Genomic DNA, 20,948 nt, shown 5'->3' on the forward strand with positions numbered 1-20,948 from the left:
CGTGCGATGAGGGGCCGTTGACGTTGTGGCGCATATTGCCGATGAAAGGCGCTCCCCTGACGGGTAGGCGGGTATCCGCCGTGAGGCCCGTTGACGATATGGCGTGAATTCCCTTGAACAGCACCAACCCCCGGGCCGAGGGCGCCCCTGGCGGGGCGTCGGGGCTGCGCCCCGGCAACGTCGCAGCGCCAGTGCCGGCGCGGCGCGGGGTACCCCGGTCGCCGGGGCGCAGCACGGCACCGGGGCCGGACAGGGCCCGGGAGCACCCCCGGACGGCGGCGCCGGACGGGGCGGTCACCGCCGCCCCGGCGGGCCCGGGAGGGGGCGCAGCGCGGGCCCTGGAAACGCGCCGGGATGTCACCGGGAGAACCGCACCGGACTGTCACTGGCACGGCCCTTACCGGGCATGCGGGACCGCCTCCGGGATATGCCTTGCGAGTGCTTCGAATACTGGCACAGCTCCCGGTTGATTGCGGGTCGGCGAACCTCGCACTGTGAACTGTCGGAGCAGGCCCAAGTACCCGCCCCCAAAACACCCTGATACGACACCAGAACCGGTCCTTCCACCGGTCCATAATTCCTCACCTCGAACACCACCAATCCCCCCAATAACCGGCCACGCGTCGGTGAACCTCTCTCAGCCACCACACCACCAGAAACACGATCACAACACCACACAGAACAGGGCGCAGCGCGGGACACAGCACCGTCCGGGAATCCCGGAAAAGAGGCGGGCCTTCGGCGAGGGGTCGGGGCCTGGCGGCCCCCTTGGCGGGTGGTCAGGGGGTGGCGCCTGCGGCGACACCGCGGGCGGGGACGGAGCCGGGGCGGCGGGATCGGGTGGTCGCCTACGGCTCCCCCTGGGGGCGGAGGTAGGAACGGGCGCCGGGGGGCCTGGCGGCCCTGTGGGAGCGGGGGCGGGGGTGGTGGGCGGGTGAGGCGGGCCCCCGCTGATCCGTGACAGCGAAGCTGGGACGGTTGTCACCGAAGTTGGGACAACGTCATTCTGTGACAGCGAAGTTGGGAAACGCCCTGGTCAACGCGCTCGTAGCGCTAGAGCACGGCGACGCATGAGCTCAGATCGGCGGCCAGGAAGACCAAGCGCGAGTCTCCGGCGATATCTACTCGCCCCAAGGCGACCGGGGCGTCACCCGCACGCCGAAGGTCGGGCAATCCCCGTTCGAAGTCCTTGTAGGTGACGACGCCGTCCTCCGCCATGCACTGGGCCCGCCATGCCCAGATGCCGAGAAGCTGACTGGCCGGCACCGTCGATTCGGCCCACACCCGGAACGAAGCTCCAGCCCGCAGGGCCACGGCAGCATGGCCGGCGGCATCAGTCTCATGCCGTTCGAGGGCACCAATCAGGTCTTCGCGATCCACGACGTGCAGTATGACGCTCTGCGAGCGCCAGCAGCCTGCCCCGTCCTTCCCGACTTCGCTGTCACAAACTGCGCTGCTTCCTGGATTCGCTGACACAAGCAGCCGTTGTCCCGACTTCGATGACAACCGTCCCGGCTTCGCTGTCACAGGTCAGCTGCGCCGGGCCAGGGGCAGGGCGCGGGGCGGGGGGTGGTGTCGTGCTGTCGCGATCCGGGGTCGGGAGGGGGATCCGGGGCATCCGGGCTGGGAACGACGCGACAGCACCCCCGGGGGGCCCGAGCGCGACAGGGGGGCGCGACAGCACCGCCTGGCCGGGGGCCGGGGCCTGCGGCCCCCGGAGGGGCAGGACGGGGAGTCGGTACGGGCGGCTCGGGGCCAGGACGGCAGCGCGGGCGCCGAGCAGGCGGTGCAGTGCGCCGGGCCGGAGACGCGCACCGCGGGGGTGTCCCAACGTCCCAGGCCCCGGGTGAGGCACTGCCACCTGGGAAACCAGGGTGGGACTGTCCCAGCCCACCCCCGGGGACAAGGACACCACCAGCAAGCGCAGCAAGGCCGGCCGGGCCTGGACCACGGCGAGCGGGACGGGCAGGGGGGCAGGGGCGCCGCGGTGCCGAGGCGCGGGGGCGGGAAGGGCGGCCAGGACGTCGAGCGGGAACAGCGCGGGCCCCGGCTGCGCCGGGCCAAAGCGGCGCGCCGGGCCGGGCGGCGCGAGCGCCGAAGAGGGACCCGGGAGGGCGGCGGGCGGGCACGACGAGAACGGACGGCGCGGGCCCCGGCTACGCCGGGCCGGGGAGGGCGGGACGGGCGGCGCGAGCGCCGAGGAGGAACCCGGGAGGCCCGGGAAATACCACCGGAATAGCGGGCGAAAAAACACCCCGAAAACACCCCTGAATTCCCGTGACCATTCCCCGGGCCCGGAACCCACCCCGCACGGGGTCCGCGCGGGGTGCGACGAACACGCAACGTGAACAGAACCAGGCAGCGGCCACCATCCCCACACCGGCCCCGAACACCACCCCGGCCCGACCACCGGACCACCCAACCGACCAAAACACCCCCGAAACACCACCAGGTCACACCCGGGCGCCGGACAGCGACCCGAGCGACCCAGACGGCAGGCAGGCGCCCCGGACGCACTCCGGCCGATTCCGGCCGCAGGGTGGGGTAGTGGGCATCCTCGTCGTCATCGAGCACCCGGACAGCCGGACCAGCTGGTCGCGCACGCGGCCGGCACCCACCCCGACGCACCCGGCGACCCGCTGCCGACGACGGCCTGCGGCCTTGACACCACCGGCATGATCGCGAACCCGTACCAGCCGCCCGGACCCGGCTCACGCTGGTACCCGCCCTACCTCCTCCCGCACGTGTGCCCCCACTGCGACCAGGCCGTACGACGGACACGATGAGCCCGGCGGGGCACCCTCACGGCTCGGCGGCGCCCCACCCCCGCCGGACACCCGCGGCCCGCCCCTGTCCGCCTTGTCGTCCCCGGGCCGCCGGAACCCGAGCGACGGCAACCCCACACCCCGCCCAGGACCGACCCCCGGACCACCTCACCAACACGAGCGGCCGGCACCAGCCGGACGCGAGGAAGCAAGGCCCAGCGCAGCGCCCGACCACACCGACCAACGCCCCAACCCACCCACCACAACCACCACCAGGCAGGGGCCCAGGAAGGTAAGTCGGCACGGTGAGTTTCCCTCCATCCCCCGGCTGGCCTGCGGAAACAGCCCTCGGCCGGCCGGGGCGGCCGGAGACCGAACCGAACCGCGGACCGAACCCGCCCCGGACCCCCGTACCGAACCACGAGCCGAACCCCCGACCGAACAGCCCGAGCCCCTGAAGCGCGGGCAACCACTCGCCGGCACAGCCGAGAGGACCGGCACTCGCCGGGGACCACGAAGGCCGCGAGGCAGCCGGGCAGGGCCCGCCAGCCAGCGCCGCAGGCCACCCGACCCGACAGCGCACCACCACCCCACCCCCACCACCAGGAGGACAGGGGCGCGCAGAAGACATCTCAGGGAGCTAAGGAGTCAAGCAGCAGACGTGATCGATGACGTGAGAGGGGAGGCGAAGGCGTGGTTCTCGTCGAACAGCAGACGGTTCTGAAGGCAGTGGAAGAGCTGGCCCAGCAGGCGGTTCAGGAGGTTGCGCTGAGCGCCGGCGTGCCAGTCCCCGTGCTCGCGTCGGCGACGGTAGTGGGCGTTGGCCCCCGGAGATGCCTGGAGAGAGGAGAAGGCCCAGAGGAACCCGGCGTGCATGAGCCGGTTGTTTTTCACCATGCGGCGGCCGACGTAGCTCTTCTTGCCGGATGCCCGGGTGATCGGGGCAGAGCCGGCGTAGGCCTTCAGGCCGCGGGCATCGGCGAACCGGGTCCGGTCGTCGCCGATCTCCGCCAGGATCCGGGCGCCAAGCTGGACGCCGAGGCCAGGGAAGCTGAGGTATATCTCGGCGTCCGGGTGCTCCAGGAAGGCGGCCTCGACCGCCTCAGCAAGGTCGTCACCGGCCTGGCAGGCCGCGTCGAACTGCTTCAGCAGGGCGAGCAGTTGATGGCCGAAGGCGGCCTCGACCGCCTCGGGATGGCGGGCGTGGTCGGCCCGGAAGATGTCGCGGAGCCGTTCGGCCTCGGCGTCGATGCCGCGCTGGCGGCCGGCGCGCTTGAGCGCGGCCCGCAGCTGGGCCAGGGAGAGCCTCGCCGCCCGGGCCGGGGTCGGGGCCACGGCGAGCACAGCGCGGGCTTCCGGCCGGGCCAGGCCGCCCGGCTTGCTCTGGAAGGCCTCCAGGGCGGCCGGGTAGTACTCGCGCAGGAGCGAGCGGATCTGGTTGCCGAGCTGCTGGCGATTCCAGACGGCATCCTGTTGGGCGCGGGCCAATACGGTGACGGCCCGGCCCTGGTCGGAGTCGGTCGGCAGCGGCCGGTGCATGGGCATGTCGGTGCGCAGGATGTTCGCCAGGACCAGGGCGTCGCCGGGGTCGGACTTCTTGCGGGAGACGCCGTGCCGGTCGCGGTAGCGGGAGGCGGCGAGCGGGTTGATCGCGAACACCTGCCGGTGGCCGGTGCGCAAGGCGACGACCAGCAGGCCGCGATTGGTCTCGATCGCCACTGGAATGGGCGTCTCGGGATTGTCGCCGTACTCGGAGAGCAGGTCGAGCAGCAGGCGGTAGCCAGCCGCGTCGTCGGTGATCCGGCGCTTGGCCAGCAGTTCGCCGGTGTCGTCGACCAGGGCGACGTCGTGGTGCGACTCGGCCCAGTCAATACCGCAGAAGATCTTCAACCGACTCTCCCAACGTTGCCTATTTATGCAGGTCACGAGCACGTGCGGGTCACGCGGCGCCCTAATCCCAGGACTCTTTGGTCCGCCATCTCAGTAGCCGTTCATGACACCAGCGCGCCCCAGGGGCCCCCGTCTGTACCAGAGCTCGAAGGCTCGCGGAGATCAACAAGGGGTCAGCCCTGGAACGGGCTCGCGCCACGACCACGGAAACACGATCACCGGTGGGTTTCGCGGCGGTCCGAAGGTGCCGGACCGCGCCGCTCTTCTTTACGGACCTTGCAGGTCAAGGGTTGTCCAGGCATCAGCCCGGCACCCACGCGACCACCGCGAAACCCACCACCGTGACCGCACCGCTCTCTCTGAAGGCCTCATAGGGCCGCCAGATGATCAGGTGTCCGTCACACCAGACAGCCCGGAGCCCCACTCGGGATCCGGCCGCCTTCACATCGGATTAGAGGGTTAGGGCCATGTAGAAGATGAAGCTATAGAGGCCCATGATCCATGGGGTTGGCGGCACGCCACTACCGTAATTATTTACGAAGCGCACCTGGTAGGGATACTCAAAGATCATGATCCCTACGAGGATCAGCAGGGGAATGATCCGTAGGTACTCGCGGGCGAAGCGTTTGATCTTGTCTTCGTGTCGTAGCGCAATCTCGGCCATCCCCTCATAGAGAGGGTTGGCGACGTCTGTCGACCTGGGCTCATATTTGCCGAGTCGGGCTTGGGCGGCTCCTGCGAATGTCTCCTCTTTCGTGGCCCCGCGAATTCTCATCCCTTCACTATCGATGTACATTTCAATTTCTGCGACGAATCCTCGGATGCTTTCCGTGGCCAGTTCGGAATCGGCGGGGATCTGGACCCATTTTGGGGCTTCTCCGGGAAGGTTAAGTCGGCGTGTAAGGTTCACCCAGAAGAGGCGGCCAGATTCCATGTCGTGTACCACTCCGAGGACCGGGATTCGACTTTCTTTCCAGTCGTGATAGTGATCCTCTACGGGAATGGCATACCCATTGGCCCGCTTGTACTTCTTGCCGCTCTTGACCTGGATCGCGACTACGTGTCCTGTCCTACGGCCGTTGCGAGTCAGGAGCACATGCATGTCTTCGCCGTGATCGTTGCCACCGTCGATCTCCTGGACGATGTGCTCGTGGTCTTCAAGGAGGGTGCGTAGCGCGTTCACGCCTGCCCGCTCGACTCGCCGACTTGGTCGGACAGATGCCATGTGACCCCCTCCCTGGTCACCGACACCTTACTTAGCGCCACTGACGAGCGGGATGAGTTTGTGGAGTACCGGCTCGCCAACCTGAGCTTGATGACCACCAGGTGGGGAGACAGCGGGTCGTGCTCAGCTAGCCAATGAATAGGTAGGCGAAGAGGGCTTGACCCAGCCGACCTTCCAGCCGGTGAAGGAGAAGGTCTTGCCGGCGGAGGAGATGGTGACGGTGCGGTCGCGCATGCCGGGCAGGGCGGCCATCGGGTGGTGGGTGGCGCCGAAGACCAGGTGCTCGTAGACCTCGTCGGTGACCACCAGCAGGTCGTGCTCGACGGCCAGTTCGGCGATGGCCGTCAGCTCGTCGGAGGTCAGGACGGTGCCGGTGGGGTTGTGCGGGGTGTTGATCAGCAGCAGCCGGGTGCGCGGGGTGATCAGGGCGCGCAGCTCGTCGAGGTCGGGGCGGAAGTCCGGGGCCCGCAGGGTGAGCGGGCGGCGGGTGGCGCCGGCCATGGCGATGCAGGCGGCGTAGGAGTCGTAGAAGGGTTCGAGGGCGATCACTTCGTCGCCGGGCTCCAGCAGGGCCAGCAGGGTGGCGGCGATGGCCTCGGTGGCACCTGCGGTGACCAGCACCTCGGTGTCGGGGTCGTACCCGAGGCCGTGGAAGCGCTGCTGGTGCTCGGCGATCGCGGTGCGCAGCTCGGGGATGCCGGGGCCGGGCGGATACTGGTTGCCGCGGCCCTCGCGCAGGGCCCGGACGGCTGCCTCGCGGACCTCCTCGGGCCCGTCCGTGTCCGGGAAGCCCTGGCCGAGGTTGATCGAGCCGGTGGCCGTGGCCAGGGCGGACATCTCCGCGAAGATCGTCGTTCCCATGCCCGCCAGTCGGCGGTTCAACAGCGGCCTCGCACTCATGCCCGGCTCCTCGTGGCTCGTCGGTGGGGTCCATCCTCCGGGGCGGGCGGACGCGCGAACAAGACCGTCGGCCCGTGTCGTTCGACCCGGTCGAGCGCTACGTCACGGCGCCGACGAACCGCGGACGGCCAGGGCCTGGTTACGGTAGCGGTCCTGTCCGGTGATCTCCTCCCCGAACCAGGCCGGGGGCTCGAACGCCTCCGCCTCGGCGGGCGAGTCGAACTCCACCTCGACGGTGCGCAGGCCCTGCAGCGGGCCGGCGTACACGTCCAGGTAGGCGGTGGTCGGACCGAGCGGCACGGGCGTCCTGGTCTTCTCCAGCCGGGCGCCGTCCGTGGCGGGCCACAGTTCGCTGAACTGCTCCGCGGAGAGCTCGACCTCCAGCTCCGTGCGGACGAGGCCCGAGCCCTCCTTCACGGTGAGGAAGCAGCGCTCGCCGTGGCGCCGCAACCGGACCTCCTTCGGGCCGAGCGCCACGTACCCCTGGAGGATGCGCTCGCCGGCGGGCGCCGCGGGCTCCAGCTCCGGCCGGTCCGCCAGGTACTTCCGCTCGATCTCCACGCCCATGACCGTGACCCTCCTCGTCCACGTGCCGTCGTCCGCGTACCTGCGCCGGAAGGCCCGGACCGGGCCCAGGGACGGGGGTCGGGGGCCGGGAACGGGCACGGCCCGCCACCGGCGCGAGCGCCGGGCGGGCCGTACCGGACGGTGCCGGGGAGGGATCAGGCCTCGTCGGTGCCCTCGGGGGCCTCGCCGTCCTCGCCCTCGATCTCGTTCTGCAGGCCCAGGCGCTCGACGATCCACTGCTCGAAGCCGACCGCGGCCTGGGTCCAGTTGGCGGTGGTGGTCACGAAGTAGTCCAGGTTGACGCCGTGGCCGACGATCATCTGGGCCTCGCCGATCAGGCGGACGACGCCGTCCTCGTGGGTGTGGGTGTAGACCTTGGGCCAGAGGGTCTCGCGGTTCCACTCGTCGATCAGGTCGAGGACCTCGCCCTTCTTCTCCAGCGGGTACGCGCGGTCGTAGAAGGCACGGACCGCGAAGAGCTCCTTCTGGTCGCCGCGGAACATGTAGTAGACGCGGAAGCCCTCCCAGGGGGCGGTGAGGTCGCCCTCCTCGTCCACGACGTGCTTGAGCTGCATCTGGTCGAGCAGCTGGGCGACCAGGCTCTGGTCCGGCACGATGATCGGCGGGGGGCCGGCCGGCTGCCCGCCCTGGCCGCCGGGCTGTCCGCCCTGGGGCGCGCCGAAGGACGGGATGGACGACGGGTCGATGCTCATGGGGGTCCTCTTCCTCAGTGCACGTGGTGGCCGGCAATGAGAGGCCGCCCTTTCCACCTCCCATCCTGCCTCATTCGGGGCTCCGCTCACAGGGGCACCCGGGGGCGCGTCGATCTTCGCCGCGGCGCTGTTCGGGGGTCTGCCGCGGGGCTCGGGGAGGCTCCCGGCGGGTCTCCTGACACGGCTCGCGACGGGGCTCGCGACGGGGCTCGCGGAGGGGTCACGGCGGGCGCCGGTCACGGAGGGTGTCCGGTCGGTGCGACGGGCCGCGCGGCGGCGCTTGAGTGAGCCACGTCACGCGCCCGGCGCACGGGTTCGCCTGCCGGGCGGGCCGGATGCGGTTAGCGTGCGATGGAACTCGCTTCACACAAAGCCCGTTCTGCAAGGGCAAGTTGAGCTGTTCCGAGTCGAGGGGGGAACACATGGACGGAACGGTGACGGGGGAGGGGGCATCGCTCGGGGCACTGCTGCGGACCATCCGGCTGGACCGGGGGATGACGCAGGAGCAACTGGGTGACGCCACGGGGTTGAGCGTGCGGTCGATCCGGGACCTGGAGCGGGGCGTGTCCTGCCCGCGGGTCTCGACCCTGCGGCTGCTGACCCAGACCTGGAACCTGCCGGAGGCGCAGGGGGCCGAGCTGCACCGGCTGGCGCGCAGCTGGCGGGACCGGTCGAGGCGGCGGCAGCGGCGGGGCGCCGCCGACTGACGGCGGGCGCCGCGGCCGGCCGTACGTACGGGGCCCGGCCGGCCGGACACGGCTGCGCGGGCCGCCCCCGTCCGGGTGGACGGGAGCGGCCCGCGCGCGGCACTACTTCTCCAGCGGCCCCCGGCCGCGGACGGTGAGGCGGTCGCCCTCCTCGTCGAGCTCGACCAGGACGGTGTCCCCGTCGTGCACCGCGCCGGACAGGATCGCCCGGGCCAGCTGATCGCCGATCGCGGACTGCACCAGCCGGCGCAGCGGGCGGGCGCCGTACGCCGGGTCGTAGCCCGTCAGCGCCAGCCAGTCGCGGGCGGCCGCGGAGACCTCCAGGGTGAGCCGCCGCTCGTTCAGCCGCTCGCCGAGGCGGGCCACCTGCAGGTCGACGATCCGGCTCAGCTCGCCGGTGCCCAGCGGGTCGAAGACCACGATGTCGTCCAGCCGGTTGAGGAACTCCGGCTTGAACGCGGCCCGGACGGCGCCCAGCACCAGCTCCCGCTTCTCGGCCTCCGGGGTGCTCGGGTCGACCAGGTACTGGCTGCCCAGGTTGGAGGTGAGGATCAGGATGGCGTTGCGGAAGTCCACCGTGCGGCCCTGGCCGTCGGTGAGCCGCCCGTCGTCCAGCACCTGGAGCAGGACGTCGAAGACCTCCGGGTGCGCCTTCTCCACCTCGTCCAGCAGCACGACGCTGTACGGGCGGCGGCGGACCGCCTCGGTGAGCTGGCCGCCCTCCTCGTAGCCGACGTACCCGGGCGGGGCGCCGACCAGGCGGGAGACCGAGTGCTTCTCGCCGTACTCGCTCATGTCGATCCGGACCATCGCCCGCTCGTCGTCGAACAGGAAGTCGGCGAGGGCCTTGGCGAGTTCGGTCTTGCCGACACCCGTCGGGCCGAGGAAGAGGAAGGAACCGGTCGGGCGGTCCGGGTCGGCGATGCCGGAGCGGGTGCGCCGCACCGCGTCCGAGACGGCCTGCACGGCCTCCGCCTGGCCGATCAGGCGCTTGCCCAACTCCTCCTCCATACGCAGGAGTTTGGCGCTCTCGCCCTCCAGCAGGCGGCCGGCCGGGATGCCCGTCCAGGAGGCGACCACGTCGGCCACGTCGTCCGGGCCGACCTCCTCCTTGACCATGGAGGCGGACGCGTCCTGGTCGGCGGCGCGCTCCTGGGCGTCGGTGAGCTCCGTCTCGGCGGCCGGGATCTCGGCGTACATCAGCTTGGAGGCCCGCTCGAAGTCCCCGTCGCGCTGGGCGCGTTCGAGCGCGCCGTGCAGGTCGTCCAGCCGCTCCTTGAGCTCGCCGACCCGGTTGAGGCTCTTCTTCTCCTGCTCCCAGCGCGCCGTGAGCACGCTCAACTGCTCGTTCTTGTCGGCGAGATCGCGCCGCAGCCGGGCGAGCCGGTCGACCGAGGCCGGGTCCGACTCCTTCTCCAGGGCCAGCTCCTCCATCCGCAACCGGTCGACGGCGCGCTGGAGTTCGTCGATCTCGACCGGGGAGGAGTCGATCTCCATCCGCAGCCGGGAGGCCGCCTCGTCGACCAGGTCGATCGCCTTGTCGGGCAGGAAGCGGGAGGTGATGTAGCGGTTGGACAGGGTGGCCGCGGCGACCAGGGCGGCGTCCGAGATCTGCACCTTGTGGTGCGCCTCGTACCGGCCCTTGAGGCCGCGCAGGATGGCGATCGAGTCCTCCACGCTGGGCTCGCCGACCAGCACCTGCTGGAAGCGGCGCTCCAGGGCGGGGTCCTTCTCGATCCGCTCGCGGTACTCGTCCAGCGTGGTGGCGCCGACCATCCGCAGCTCGCCGCGGGCCAGCATCGGCTTGAGCATGTTGCCCGCGTCCATCGCGGAGTCGCCGCCCGCGCCCGCGCCGACCATGGTGTGCAGCTCGTCGATGAAGGTGACGACCCGGCCGTCGGAGGCCTTGATGTCGTTCAGGACGGCCTTCAGCCGCTCCTCGAACTCGCCGCGGTACTTGGCGCCCGCGACCATCGCGCCGAGGTCCAGCGCGACCAGCCGCTTGCCGCGCAGCGACTCGGGCACGTCGCCGGCCACGATGCGCTGCGCCAGGCCCTCGACCACGGCGGTCTTGCCGACGCCCGGCTCACCGATCAGCACCGGATTGTTCTTGGTCCGGCGGGAGAGCACCTGGACCACCCGGCGGATCTCGTGGTCGCGGCCGATGACCGGGTCGAGCTTGCCGTCCCGGGCGGCCTGGGTGAGGTCGGTGCCGTACTTCTCCAGGGCCTTGTAGGTGCCCTCGGGGTCCGGCGAGGTGACCTTGCCGCTGCCGCGGACGTCCTTGAACGCGGCGAGCAGGGCCTTCGGCGTCGCGCCCTGCTGCACCAGCAGCTCGGCGACCGGACCGCCCTCGGCGGCCAGGCCGACCATCAGGTGCTCGGTGGAGACGTACTGGTCGTCCAGGTCGTCCGCGCGCTTGCCGGCCTCGGTGAGCACCGCGAGGGTGTCCCGGGCGAGCTGGGGGGCGGCGACCGTCGAGCCCATCGCGCTGGGCAGCGCGGCCGACTGGCGGCGGGCCTCGGAGCCGACCCGGGCGACGTCCGCCCCGACCGCCTCCAGCAGGGGCCGGGCGATGCCCTCGGGCTGCTCCAGCAGGGCGATCAGGATGTGCACCGGCTTGACGTCCGGGTTGCCGGCCGCGCCCGCCTGCCGGATCGCGGCGGACAGGGCGTCCTGCGTCTTGGTGGTGAACTTGCTGGCGTCCACTGCTGGGGGGTCCTCCCTCGTCGTCCTGCACTTCTGATACCTACAGCATGCACTAAGTTGAGTCTATTCCGCTCAACCTTCCGTGAAGCCGTCCCGGGGGCGACTTCCGGCCGAACGCTCGGGGATGCTCCGGCGGGTCAGCACCAGCAGCTCCCGGGCCGGGCCGCCCGGCCGCTGCCCGGCCGGCCACACCGCGCGCAGCGGCCGCCGCAGGTCCAGTCCCGCCTCCAGCGGCACCTCGACCAGCCGACGGGTCGCCAGCTCCTCCACCACCGCCAGCTCGCTCAGGCAGACCGGCCCCGCCCCGGTCATCGCCGCCGACTTCAGCGCGGTGGACGAGGCCAGTTCGAGCCGGGGCTGTGCGGCGCCCCCGAACGGCCGCAGGGCCGTCTCCAGCACCTCCCGGGTGCCCGAGCCGGGCTCGCGCAGCACCAGTGGGGTGGCCGCCAGCTCGGGCCCGGTCAGCGGGGTGCGGCGGCGCGCCCACGGGTGGCCGGGCGCCACCACGACCACCAGCCGGTCGGCCGCCACCACCGCGCCGGCCAGCCCGGGCGGGGTGGCCGGGCCCTCGACGAAGCCGAGGTCGGCGTCCCCGGCCAGGACGTGCCCGGCGACCTCGGCCGAGTTCGCCGTCCGCAGCGTCACCGCGGTGCCCGGACTGGCCTCGGCGAGCCCCATCAGCCAGCCCGGCATCAGGTACTCGGCGACGGTCAGGCTGGCCACCACCCGCAGCTTGGCGTCCCGCCGCTCGCGCAGCGCGTCGATCCCGGCGTCCAGCGCCTGCGCCGCCTCCACCACCTGCCGGGCCCACTCGACCACCAGCCGGCCCGCCTGGGTCGGCTTGCTCCCCCGGGGCGAGCGGTCCAGCAGCGGGACGCCGATCTGCCGTTCCATGCCCTTGATCCGGGCGCTGGCGGTGGGCTGGCTGACGCCCAGCTCGGCCGCCGCCCGTCCGACGCTGCCCAGCCGGGCCACCGCGAGCAGCAGTTCCAGGGCGCCGAGTTCGGGGACGCGCGGGGAGAGTGCCATAGGTCCAGGCTATGCCCCCATAGGATCCTCGGCGCTACCGCCGGCCGGCCTTCGGACCGATGGTGGGGAACATGTCCACCTTGGCCGAACCCCGCCTCCTCACCCGCCCTTCCGCCCGCCGTTCCCGGTACGACCTGGCCCAGCTCGGCCCCAACTGGTACGCCGCCGTGATGGGCACTGCGATCCTCGGCAACGGCGCCGCCGTCCTGCCGGTGCGACTGCCCGGGCTGATCGGCTTCGGCGAGGTGATGTGGGCGCTCGGCCTGGCCGCCCTGCTGGTGCTGGCCTCGGCCCGGCTGGTCCACCTCACCCGGCACCGCGGGGCCGCCCGCGCCCAGCTGCTGGACACCCCGGCCACCGCCGTCTTCTACGGCTGTCCGCCGATGGCCGTGCTCGCGGTCGGCCTCGGGACGGTGCTGCTCGGCTCCCGGGTCATCGGCACCGGCCCGGCGGTCGCCGTCGACGCCGTGCTGTGGGGCGTCGGCACCCTGTACGCGCTGGCCGTCGCCGGCGGCATCCCGTACCTGATGATCACCCGGCACCGGCTCTCCGCCCTGGAGGCCAACCCGACCTGGCTGCTGCCGGTGGTCGCCCCGCTGGTCGCCTCCGCCTGCGGACCGGTGCTGGTCCCGCACCTGCCCTCCGGAGCGCCGCAGCAGGCCATGCTGTACGCGTGCTGCGCGCTGTTCGGGATCGGGCTGCCGGCCACCCTGGTGCTGCTGCCGGTGGTGTTCACCGGCCTGCTCCACAGCAAGCTGCCGACCCTGGTGCTCACCCCCTCCCTCTTCCTGGTGCTCGGCCCGCTCGGCCAGTCCGTCACCGCCGTCCACCAGCTCGCCGACGCCGCCCGCCCGGTGCTGCCCGCACTGGCGCCCGTCATGCTGGACCTCGCCGAGCTGTACGGCGTCGCGGTGATCGGGGTCGCCGTGCTCTGGCTGGCCGTCGCGCTCGCCGCCAACCTGCGGGCCCGCCGGGCCGGGATGCCCTTCGCGATGACCTGGTGGGCGTACACCTTCCCGATCGGCACCTGCGTCACCGGCGCCTCCGCGCTCGCCCGGCACACCGGGTTCGGGGGCTTCACCGCGCTGGCCGCCGGGCTGTACCTGCTGCTGGCGCTCGCCTGGGCGCTCGCGGCGGGCGGTACCGCGGCCGGGCTGGCGCGCGGGCGGCTGCTGGCGCGCTGAGGCCACCGGACCGGGCGGGGCGGGCGGACGGGGTGGTCGTGGGCGGCCGAACGGCGCGGCCGGGCGGGGTCTGATGGTCACCGCGCGTAGACATGCAGCTCAGGACCATGAGGCCGCTGCAGGAATGCGCACCCGCACTCTGACCGTGCACAGCCAACCGGCGGTACCGCCGGGCGCCACCCGTACCCCCCGCTGGCCTCGGCCTTTACCGGAACCCGCCCCGCCGCCCGCCTCCCCGTGCCCGCCCCGCGGTGCAGATAGCTGCAATTGCGCGAACATGCACTCGGGCGGCACTTGTTCACCGGCCGTCACGCTGTGATGGTGGAGACACGCCAAGTCGTCCGGGCAACCGCAGCCCGATGGTGGCGACTTGCTCTTCGGAACTGACCGCAGGCGCACCAATCCCGCGCCAGTGGAACGGGGGGGAAGAGCGCCGGCCGGGGACCATGTGTGGTGATGGCCCCCGGAACCGGAGCCGTCGAGGCGTTGCTGCTCCGCCTCGACGGAAGCGCCGTGGCATTGGCGTGCGGACGGCGGCCCCCGGACAACCCGGTGTGCGACGGCACCCGGACCCGGGGGCCCGCCGTCACGACGGATACCGTGACCGCCGGACCGCATGATCACGCCGTACCGGCACCCGGTACCGTGAGCGCCCGGCAACCGGCAACCGGCCGACGACCGGTACCCGCGAAGCTCGGGCGGCTCGCGCGGCGGGCCGGCGGGGTGGCGCGGGCAACACCAGGCACACGCGTCCGGCAGGGAGAGTGCGACGTGACGGCTGAACCGGCGGTCGCGCCGCACCAGGCGGCGCCCGTGATCGAGGAGCCCGACGAAGCCGCCCGCCGGCTGTACCTGGCGATCATCGCCGAAGGCGGCCGCATCCCCTGCGCAGGGGTCACGGACACCGACCGGGCCGCCCTCCAACAGCTCATCGACATCGGCCTGCTGATGGTCAACCCGATGGACCGCTGCTACACCGCCGTCAGCCCCCGCTCGGTCAGCGACCGGCTCGGCGCCGAACTCCGCAGCGAGGCCACCCGGCTCCTGGTCCGCGCCGAGAGCCTCCCCGGCGCCCTGGACGGCCTCACCCGCGCCTACGACGCCATGCCCCGCCCCTCCGGCCGGTCCGGCGGAGCCGTCCACGTCGAAGGGCACGTCCACATCCGCCAGCGGATCTCCCAACTGGTCTCCGACTGCCGCTTCGAGGTCCTCACCGCCCAGCCGGGCCACCGCCCCGCCGACACCCTGCAGGTCGCCGTCCGCCAGGACGTCCAGCTCCTCCAGCGCGGCTGCTCGCTGCGCACCATCTACCAGCCGGTCGCCCTCGCCGAGCCGCCCGCCCTCGCCTACGCCGAGGAGGTCACCCGGCACGGCTCCCTCATCCGCGTCCTCGACGAACCCTTCCAGCGGCTCATCGTCTTCGACCGGACCGTCGCCGTGATCTCCGCCAGCGACGACAACAGCACCGCCGCCTTCATCAGCGACCCGGCCACCATCACCTTCCTGGTCGGCACCTTCGAACGCGACTGGGCGCGCGCCGACACCACCGAAGCCGCCGCCGCCCTCGGCCAGGGCCCCGCCCGCACCATCCCCGACCGGGTCGGCCGCCTGCTCGCCCGCGGCCTCACCCAGCGCGCCGTCGCCACCCGCCTCGGCCTCAGCGAACGCACCGTCGCCGCCCACATCTCCCGCCTCCGCGACCGCTACGGCGCCCAGACCCTCTTCCAGCTCGGCTGGCTGATGAGAGGCGCCCGCGATGACCGATGAGCCCGGCCCGGCCGAGCGGGCCCTCTACCTCACCGCCGTCCGGGCCGGCGGCCGGCTGCACCCCGAACACCTCGCCCCCGCCGACCGTCCCGCCTTCGCCGCCCTCGTCGCCCGCGGCCTCCTCACCGCCTCCGCCACCGGCTGGACCGCCGCCAACCCGCGAGCCCTCGGCGACCGCATCGGCACCGAACTGCGCACCCGCGCCACCCGGCTGCTCCAGTACGCCGAACAGCTCCCGGGCGCCCTCGCCCCGCTCGCCCTCGCCTACGACGCCGTCCGCCGACCGGACGGACCGCGCGGCGACGCCGTCCGCATCGACGGCCACGTCGACATCCGCCAGCGCATCTCCGAACTCATCTCGGAATGCCGGGAAGAAGTCCTGGCCGCGCAACCCGGCCCCCGCCCGGTCGACGGCCTGCGGATGGCCCTCGCCCAGGACCTCTCCCTGCTCCGCCGCGGCTGCTCACTGCGCACCGTCTACCAGCCGGCCGCCCTCGCCGACCACGACGTCCGCCGCCAGATTGCCCTCCGCACCCGCCAGGGCGCCCGGGTCCGGCTCCTCGCCGAACCGTACGACCGGCTGCTCGTCTTCGACCGCAGGACGGCCGTCGTCCCCGCCTCCGACGACCGCAGCCGCGCCACCTTCCTCACCGACCCCGCCGTCGTGGCCCACCTGGTCGCCCACTTCGAACGCGACTGGGCCCGCGCCGCCCCCGCCGACCGCCACCTCGACCCCCCGCACCCCACCACCGTCCGCATCGGCCGCCTGCTCGCCCGCGGCCTCACCCAGCGCGCCGTCGCCACCCGCCTCGGCCTCAGCGAACGCACCGTCGCCGCCCACATCTCCCGCCTCCGCGACCGCTACGGCGCCGACACCCTCTTCCACCTCGGCTGGCGCCTGCGCGGGGAGCACCATGACTGACGCCCCCTCCACCCACCTCGCCGCCGCCCTCCCGGACCCGGCCGCCCGCGAGCTCTACCTCGCGATCCTGCGCGAGGGCGGCCGCGTCCCGATCGCCGACATCGGGGCGGAGGACGAGTCCGCCCTCCGGCGGTTGGTGGAACTCGGCCTGTTGGTACCGCAGTTGCAGGACGCCGCCTACAGCGCGGTCGACCCGCGGGTCGCCACCGAGCGGATCGGCACCGGGATCCGCCTGGAGAGCGCCCGCCTGCTCACGGAGGCCGAACAACTCCCCGAGCTGATGGGCGAACTCACCCGCGCCTACGACGCGACCCCCAAGCGGCGGAGCGCGCGCACCGGCGTGCGCTACCTCACCGCCAAGGAGGACATCCGCCACGAACTGGAGCAGCTGGCGCAGGAGTTCCCCGACGAGATCATGACCGCCCAGCCCGGCGGCCCCCGCCCGGCGGAGCTGCTGCCCGACTCCCTCGACCGCGCCCGGCGCATCCACGAACGCGGCGGCACCGTCAGGACGTTGTACGAGCCATCGGCCAAACTCGACCCGCTGACCGTCCGGTTCGCAGCCGAAGTCACCGGGCTCGGCTGCACCACCCGGGTCGTCTCCGTCCCCTTCAAACGCTTCCTGGTCTTCGGCCGGACGGTGGCCGTCATCCCCGCCGCCGACGACTGCAACAGCGCCGCCGTGGTCGACGACCCGGCGACGGTCGGCTTCGTCGTCGACACCTTCGAACAGCTCTGGCAACAGGCCGAAGGCGTCAACTGGGCGGCCCTCGCGAACGGTTCCGCCACGCCGACGGTCCACGAGCAGGTGGCCCGCCTGCTCGCCCAAGGCCACACCCAACGGGCCATCGCCACCCGCCTCGGCCTGAGCGAGCGAACGGTCGCCGCCCACATCGCCCGCCTGCGCGAGCTGCACGACGCCGAGACCCTGTTCCAGCTGGGCTGGCAGATGAGGGGAGCTCGCAATGTCTGACGCCGTACCCGATCTACCCGCCGCCGCCAGGGAGCTCTACCGGGAGATCCTCAAGGAGGGCGGGCGCCTCCGTGTCAGCGAGGTCCGCCCCGAGGACGAACCGACGGTCAAGCAGCTCGCGGACCTCGGCTTGCTCTTCCTGCACATCGCCGACGGGGCCTACACCGTAGTGAACCCCCGAGCCGTTGGTGAACGTATCGGCGCGGAGCTCATGGCAGAGGGAGCCCGGCTGATCACTCAGGCAGCGCTTGTCCCCAAACAGCTGGACGACCTGACCCAGGCCTATGACACGGCGCCTCGTCGTCACCGCGACCGTTCGTCCGGTGTGCAGTACGTCACGGGGAGGGAACAGATCCGGCACCGCGTGGCCCAGATTCTTGCCGATCATCCCAATGAGACCCTCTCCATGCAGCCGGGAGCTGCTCGCCCGGCCGAGCACCTGGCGGAGGCTCTCGACTCCGACCGCCGTCACCTGGAGAAGGGCGGCACCATGCGGGTGATCTACGAGGCGGCCGTTCTGTCGGACACGCCGACCGTTGCTTTCGCGGCAGCGGTGACCGAACTCGGCGTCGCCATTCGAGTGTTGCCCGTGCCTTTCACCCGGCTGTTCATCTTCGGCCGAGCAGTTGCCGTGATTCCCGCAGCTCCTGACAACAGCAGTGCGGCCGTCATCGAGGACCCGGCCGTGGTCGACTTCCTGGTGCGGGACTTCGAACTGCACTGGCAACTGGCCGAAGGAGTGAACTGGGCTGCTCTCGTCACGGGAACAGCCGAGCCGGCTGTGCACGAGCGGGTGGGCCGCATGCTCGCCCGTGGGCTCACGCAGCGGGCGATCGCGAGCCGTCTGGGCCTGAGCGAGCGGACGGTCGCCGCCCACATCGCCCGCCTGCGCGAGCTGCACGACGCCGAGACCCTGTTCCAGCTGGGCTGGCAGATGAGGGGCGCCCGTGATGCCTGAGCTCGATCCGCCCCGGGCCCACCGCGCGGCGTCCCGCCGGAGGGGAGTCGACCGGCGGGACGCTTTCGGGGGCGGGGACCGACCGGATCCGGCCTGTGATCGCCCGGTTCGTCAGGGACTGTCCGCACAAGGCCCTGACTTCCCGGCCGAGCAGGATCCACCGGTCGGCGCCTCCTGTTGCTGCGTCGGGCCCGGGTCCTCGGTCGCACCGTCGCGCTGATCCCGGCGACCCCTGACAACGGGGTCGCCGCCGTGGTGGCGGATCCTGCGATGGTGCTGACAGTGCCGATGGGCCTGAGCGAGCGGACGGTCGAGGGTCACACCGCCCGGCTGCGTGAGCGCTGCTCAGCCGGTGGCGGCGCCGGTCGGCCAGTAGCCGGGGACCGGGGGCTGCTGCCGGGGGACGTTGAACTGCTCGCCGGGGGCGGTCCAGAAGCCCTCGCGCAGGGAGAGCGCCATGCCGGCCCAGTCGAGGGCGGTCTCGACCGTGTGGTTGAGGGCCTCCTGCGACCAGGTGTCGTCGAAGACCAGCGGCAGGACGGGGGCGACTTGCTCGATGGTGGCGATCAGCGGGTTGTGGGTGATGGCCTCGTCGACGAGGAGGACGATCGGCTTCCGCAGCGCCGACGCCCAGCCCAGCTCCAGGCTCACGCCGGCCGAGAGCGGCGCTCCCACGTAGGCGAACACCAGGTCCGCGGACTGCAGGGCGCGGAAGTCGGACGGAACGCGGGGCTCCGGGGCGCGGCCGGAGATGGTCCAGGCATCGCTGTGGTGCGCGCTGTACACGGCGGCACCGCTGCGGAGCAGCGTGGTGCGGAGCGTCGTCAGCCGCGTCCGGCTGGCGAGCGTCACCACGCTGTCCGCCGGGCCGGTGAGCCGCATCAGCGGCGCGGCCAGGAACACACGTGCACGCCGGCCCTCGGGGGCCTGGCTGTCGTGGTGACGCAGGTAGGGCTCGGTCATGTCGACTCCGGGGAAAGGCCGATCGGGAGAGTGCGCGTCGGCGATGCGTTGGATGTGGGCTGCTCTGTGCGGTGATGACAGTGGTGAACGACTGGATAATTTGACGGTACATTGGCAAGGTGTGGCGGCTTGCCGGACCATTGGGAGCGAACTGATCGTCCATCGCGGGGCAGCGCCGCGTCCAGGGTTGCCCAGTGTCATCTGGATGCCTGGCAGGGAGATGACGCACAGTCCGCAAGCTGCAGACAGTGGCCTGCCTCTCGCGTAGAACTAGGTCAGCCGTTATCCTGTTCGACGCTTCTAGTGGCGGTTCTCGACAGAGAGAGTGGGGGCGTGACTGACATGCGCCGGTTTGTCCGCAAGGTTGTGCTTTCGTTGGCTGTTGCCGCTGCCGTGGTTGGCGCCGGCTCTCTCACGGATGCTGTCGACTCGCATGGTGCGAGCGCTGTCCGGGCTGCCGTGACCGTCGCGGACGACATTTCCTGGCAGTGAGCTCGGCCATGTGAGCACTCGGTCGCCTGCCGGAGCTCTTGAATAGCCTTACCAATCCTGGCCTGAAATTGGCATGGCGGTCATTCGGCAGGTTCCTGGGACTTTCGGCCGATGACGTAACCGAGTTGGAACAGCGAGTCGACCTTGTAGTCGTCGCGCATCTCGGCAATATGCCTCGCGAGTGTCCGCTCGCTGATCCCCAGGCGTCTTGCGATGACCCGGTGGTTCGTGCCCTCAAGCATCTGGTCAATGATCGTCTGGCGCAGGCGTGACACCACCTGTTGCGGCACCGTGCGGGCGCCCTCGAACTCCAGCGCCCGGCTCCAGCATCGCTCGAACACCTCCTCGGCGAGGTAGTTGACGACTGCCGGGTCGTATATGAAGGCGGCCAGGCTCATGTCATCGACGATCGGGATGACGGCGACCCGTCGATTCATCACGATGAGCCGGTTATAGGGCTCGTCAAGGGTGCGGTACTGGCCGCCGGCTCGGGCAAGCGTGGCCACGTAATCCCTGGTCGGCTGGTGGTACCGCGTGCTGGCATGGTAGATCGTCCGCATCTCCGTGCCACTGCGCAGCGTTTCCAGGTCGTGTTCGATCATTCCGGCGAGCAGTTCCGGAAGCCGCGGCCCCCCGGGCTGGAGTGCCAAAGCCTCCTCCAGTCCGGATTCTCTGAACTGTTCCAGTCTCTGACGAATCAGGGCCTTTCCCTGCACATACTCGATCGACCCTCCGCGCTGCTTCGGGGTGTGGAATTCCCGGGCCAGCTCCTGAAGTTCGGAGGGGAGAGATACGGCGCGAGACAGGAGCTCCAGCGCCTGGCGCTGCCACGAATGACTGAGACTTGTCGAGAGCTGTGTCGGGTCGGCGGCCACGAATATGGACGGGTCATCGCTGTCGGGCACGAGAAGGCCAATCCTGACCAGTTCGTCCCGGGCAGCACCGTCCTGATCGACATTGGAGCCCAACGGCAGCCTGCCGTCTCCTCGGATGACGGCGAGATACAGCTCGCGGGCTTCTGCCGAAAGGACGGTCAAGCCGGCGGCAAGGGGCTGCTCTCGTTCACTCATCCGCGACTCCTTGCCGTCACCTGATACCTGTGTCCCATCAGCACCGACGCTGAATCGACAGCATGCCAGACCTGGTGTGTCCTCTGGAGAGGCTTTGTGACCGCACTCTCTCAC

At 71.5% G+C, this 20,948-nt stretch carries 15 protein-coding genes and 1 pseudogene; 6 read left to right on the forward strand and 10 right to left on the reverse strand.

What is annotated here, in order from left to right; genetic code table 11:
• Positions 1 to 1,053: 1,053 nt before the first annotated feature.
• From ACIGG8_RS33875 to ACIGG8_RS33900, 6 genes and pseudogenes are all read right to left on the reverse strand, one after another.
• Entirely contained in the window at positions 1,054 to 1,380 is a 327-nt protein-coding gene (locus ACIGG8_RS33875; protein ID WP_396552474.1) for a hypothetical protein, read from the reverse strand.
• A gap of 2,033 nt (positions 1,381 to 3,413) precedes the next feature.
• A complete protein-coding gene (locus tag ACIGG8_RS33880; protein WP_396552475.1) occupies positions 3,414 to 4,697 on the reverse strand; it encodes an IS110 family transposase in 1,284 nt (427 codons plus the stop codon).
• 409 nt (positions 4,698 to 5,106) lie between these two features.
• Positions 5,107 to 5,880, reverse strand: coding sequence for a DUF4365 domain-containing protein (locus tag ACIGG8_RS33885; protein ID WP_396552476.1), 774 nt, complete (start codon positions 5,878 to 5,880; stop codon positions 5,107 to 5,109).
• A gap of 144 nt (positions 5,881 to 6,024) precedes the next feature.
• Positions 6,025 to 6,780 (reverse strand): annotated as a pseudogene (locus ACIGG8_RS33890) (aminotransferase class I/II-fold pyridoxal phosphate-dependent enzyme); the annotation flags it as partial.
• Between the two features lie 102 nt (positions 6,781 to 6,882).
• Positions 6,883 to 7,347 carry an adenylate cyclase gene (locus tag ACIGG8_RS33895; RefSeq protein WP_350519645.1) on the reverse strand — a complete coding sequence of 155 codons (465 nt, stop codon included), beginning with the start codon at positions 7,345 to 7,347 and terminating at the stop codon, positions 6,883 to 6,885.
• A gap of 155 nt (positions 7,348 to 7,502) precedes the next feature.
• Positions 7,503 to 8,060 (reverse strand): YbjN domain-containing protein, encoded by a 558-nt coding sequence (locus tag ACIGG8_RS33900; RefSeq protein WP_350519646.1) that lies wholly within the window; start codon positions 8,058 to 8,060, stop codon positions 7,503 to 7,505.
• 422 nt (positions 8,061 to 8,482) lie between these two features.
• Between ACIGG8_RS33900 and ACIGG8_RS33905 the strand changes: the two genes are divergently transcribed.
• Positions 8,483 to 8,767, forward strand: a complete 285-nt coding sequence (locus ACIGG8_RS33905) for a helix-turn-helix domain-containing protein (RefSeq protein ID WP_396552477.1) — start codon at positions 8,483 to 8,485, stop codon at positions 8,765 to 8,767.
• A gap of 102 nt (positions 8,768 to 8,869) precedes the next feature.
• On the opposite strand, the gene clpB is transcribed toward ACIGG8_RS33905, so the two are convergent.
• Together clpB and ACIGG8_RS33915 are read right to left on the reverse strand one after the other, a co-directional pair.
• On the reverse strand, positions 8,870 to 11,476 hold the full coding sequence (clpB, locus tag ACIGG8_RS33910; RefSeq protein ID WP_396552478.1) for an ATP-dependent chaperone ClpB: 2,607 nt from the start codon (positions 11,474 to 11,476) through the stop codon (positions 8,870 to 8,872).
• Between the two features lie 72 nt (positions 11,477 to 11,548).
• The gene (locus tag ACIGG8_RS33915) at positions 11,549 to 12,505 is read right to left on the reverse strand and encodes a LysR family transcriptional regulator (protein WP_396552479.1); all 957 of its coding nucleotides are present in this window, start codon (positions 12,503 to 12,505) and stop codon (positions 11,549 to 11,551) included.
• A 71-nt stretch (positions 12,506 to 12,576) separates the two neighbouring features.
• On the opposite strand from ACIGG8_RS33915, the gene ACIGG8_RS33920 reads away from it, so the two are divergent.
• The 5 genes from ACIGG8_RS33920 (at position 12,577) to ACIGG8_RS33940 (ending at position 18,309) form a co-directional block, all read left to right on the forward strand.
• Positions 12,577 to 13,689, forward strand: coding sequence for a TDT family transporter (locus tag ACIGG8_RS33920; protein ID WP_396552480.1), 1,113 nt, complete (start codon positions 12,577 to 12,579; stop codon positions 13,687 to 13,689).
• Positions 13,690 to 14,460: 771 nt separating this feature from the next.
• Positions 14,461 to 15,456, forward strand: coding sequence for a LuxR C-terminal-related transcriptional regulator (locus tag ACIGG8_RS33925; protein ID WP_396552481.1), 996 nt, complete (start codon positions 14,461 to 14,463; stop codon positions 15,454 to 15,456).
• Complete coding sequence (locus tag ACIGG8_RS33930; RefSeq protein WP_396552482.1) at positions 15,446 to 16,378, forward strand: LuxR C-terminal-related transcriptional regulator; 933 nt, start codon at positions 15,446 to 15,448, stop codon at positions 16,376 to 16,378. Before ACIGG8_RS33925 ends, ACIGG8_RS33930 begins: the two co-directional genes overlap by 11 nt.
• Positions 16,371 to 17,351, forward strand: coding sequence for a LuxR C-terminal-related transcriptional regulator (locus ACIGG8_RS33935; protein ID WP_396552483.1), 981 nt, complete (start codon positions 16,371 to 16,373; stop codon positions 17,349 to 17,351). Before ACIGG8_RS33930 ends, ACIGG8_RS33935 begins: the two co-directional genes overlap by 8 nt.
• Positions 17,344 to 18,309, forward strand: coding sequence for a LuxR C-terminal-related transcriptional regulator (locus ACIGG8_RS33940; RefSeq protein ID WP_396552484.1), 966 nt, complete (start codon positions 17,344 to 17,346; stop codon positions 18,307 to 18,309). Before ACIGG8_RS33935 ends, ACIGG8_RS33940 begins: the two co-directional genes overlap by 8 nt.
• Before the next feature lie 345 nt (positions 18,310 to 18,654).
• Here ACIGG8_RS33940 and ACIGG8_RS33945 read toward each other — a convergent pair whose 3' ends face one another.
• Positions 18,655 to 19,272 carry a hypothetical protein gene (locus tag ACIGG8_RS33945; protein WP_051709310.1) on the reverse strand — a complete coding sequence of 206 codons (618 nt, stop codon included), beginning with the start codon at positions 19,270 to 19,272 and terminating at the stop codon, positions 18,655 to 18,657.
• 572 nt (positions 19,273 to 19,844) lie between these two features.
• Positions 19,845 to 20,834: a helix-turn-helix domain-containing protein gene (locus ACIGG8_RS33950; protein WP_350519655.1), complete on the reverse strand. Its 990-nt coding sequence runs from the start codon at positions 20,832 to 20,834 to the stop codon at positions 19,845 to 19,847.
• Positions 20,835 to 20,948 lie beyond the last annotated feature (114 nt).

Origin of the sequence: Kitasatospora sp. NPDC085464, assembly GCF_044541955.1 — a bacterium.
Classification (GTDB): Bacteria; Actinomycetota; Actinomycetes; order Streptomycetales; family Streptomycetaceae; genus Kitasatospora.

What these genes read in the sequence shown, in the direction of transcription:
- ACIGG8_RS33930 (WP_396552482.1), top strand. Translation starts at nt 15,446, where the DNA reads ATGACCGATGAGCCCGGCCCGGCCGAGCGGGCCCTCTACCTCACCGCC.
- ACIGG8_RS33915 (WP_396552479.1), bottom strand. Translation starts at nt 12,505, where the DNA reads ATGGCACTCTCCCCGCGCGTCCCCGAACTCGGCGCCCTGGAACTGCTG.
- ACIGG8_RS33940 (WP_396552484.1), top strand. Translation starts at nt 17,344, where the DNA reads ATGTCTGACGCCGTACCCGATCTACCCGCCGCCGCCAGGGAGCTCTAC.
- ACIGG8_RS33895 (WP_350519645.1), bottom strand. Translation starts at nt 7,347, where the DNA reads ATGGGCGTGGAGATCGAGCGGAAGTACCTGGCGGACCGGCCGGAGCTG.
- ACIGG8_RS33945 (WP_051709310.1), bottom strand. Translation starts at nt 19,272, where the DNA reads ATGACCGAGCCCTACCTGCGTCACCACGACAGCCAGGCCCCCGAGGGC.
- ACIGG8_RS33905 (WP_396552477.1), top strand. Translation starts at nt 8,483, where the DNA reads ATGGACGGAACGGTGACGGGGGAGGGGGCATCGCTCGGGGCACTGCTG.
- ACIGG8_RS33920 (WP_396552480.1), top strand. Translation starts at nt 12,577, where the DNA reads ATGTCCACCTTGGCCGAACCCCGCCTCCTCACCCGCCCTTCCGCCCGC.
- ACIGG8_RS33950 (WP_350519655.1), bottom strand. Translation starts at nt 20,834, where the DNA reads ATGAGTGAACGAGAGCAGCCCCTTGCCGCCGGCTTGACCGTCCTTTCG.
- ACIGG8_RS33900 (WP_350519646.1), bottom strand. Translation starts at nt 8,060, where the DNA reads ATGAGCATCGACCCGTCGTCCATCCCGTCCTTCGGCGCGCCCCAGGGC.
- ACIGG8_RS33935 (WP_396552483.1), top strand. Translation starts at nt 16,371, where the DNA reads ATGACTGACGCCCCCTCCACCCACCTCGCCGCCGCCCTCCCGGACCCG.
- ACIGG8_RS33885 (WP_396552476.1), bottom strand. Translation starts at nt 5,880, where the DNA reads ATGGCATCTGTCCGACCAAGTCGGCGAGTCGAGCGGGCAGGCGTGAAC.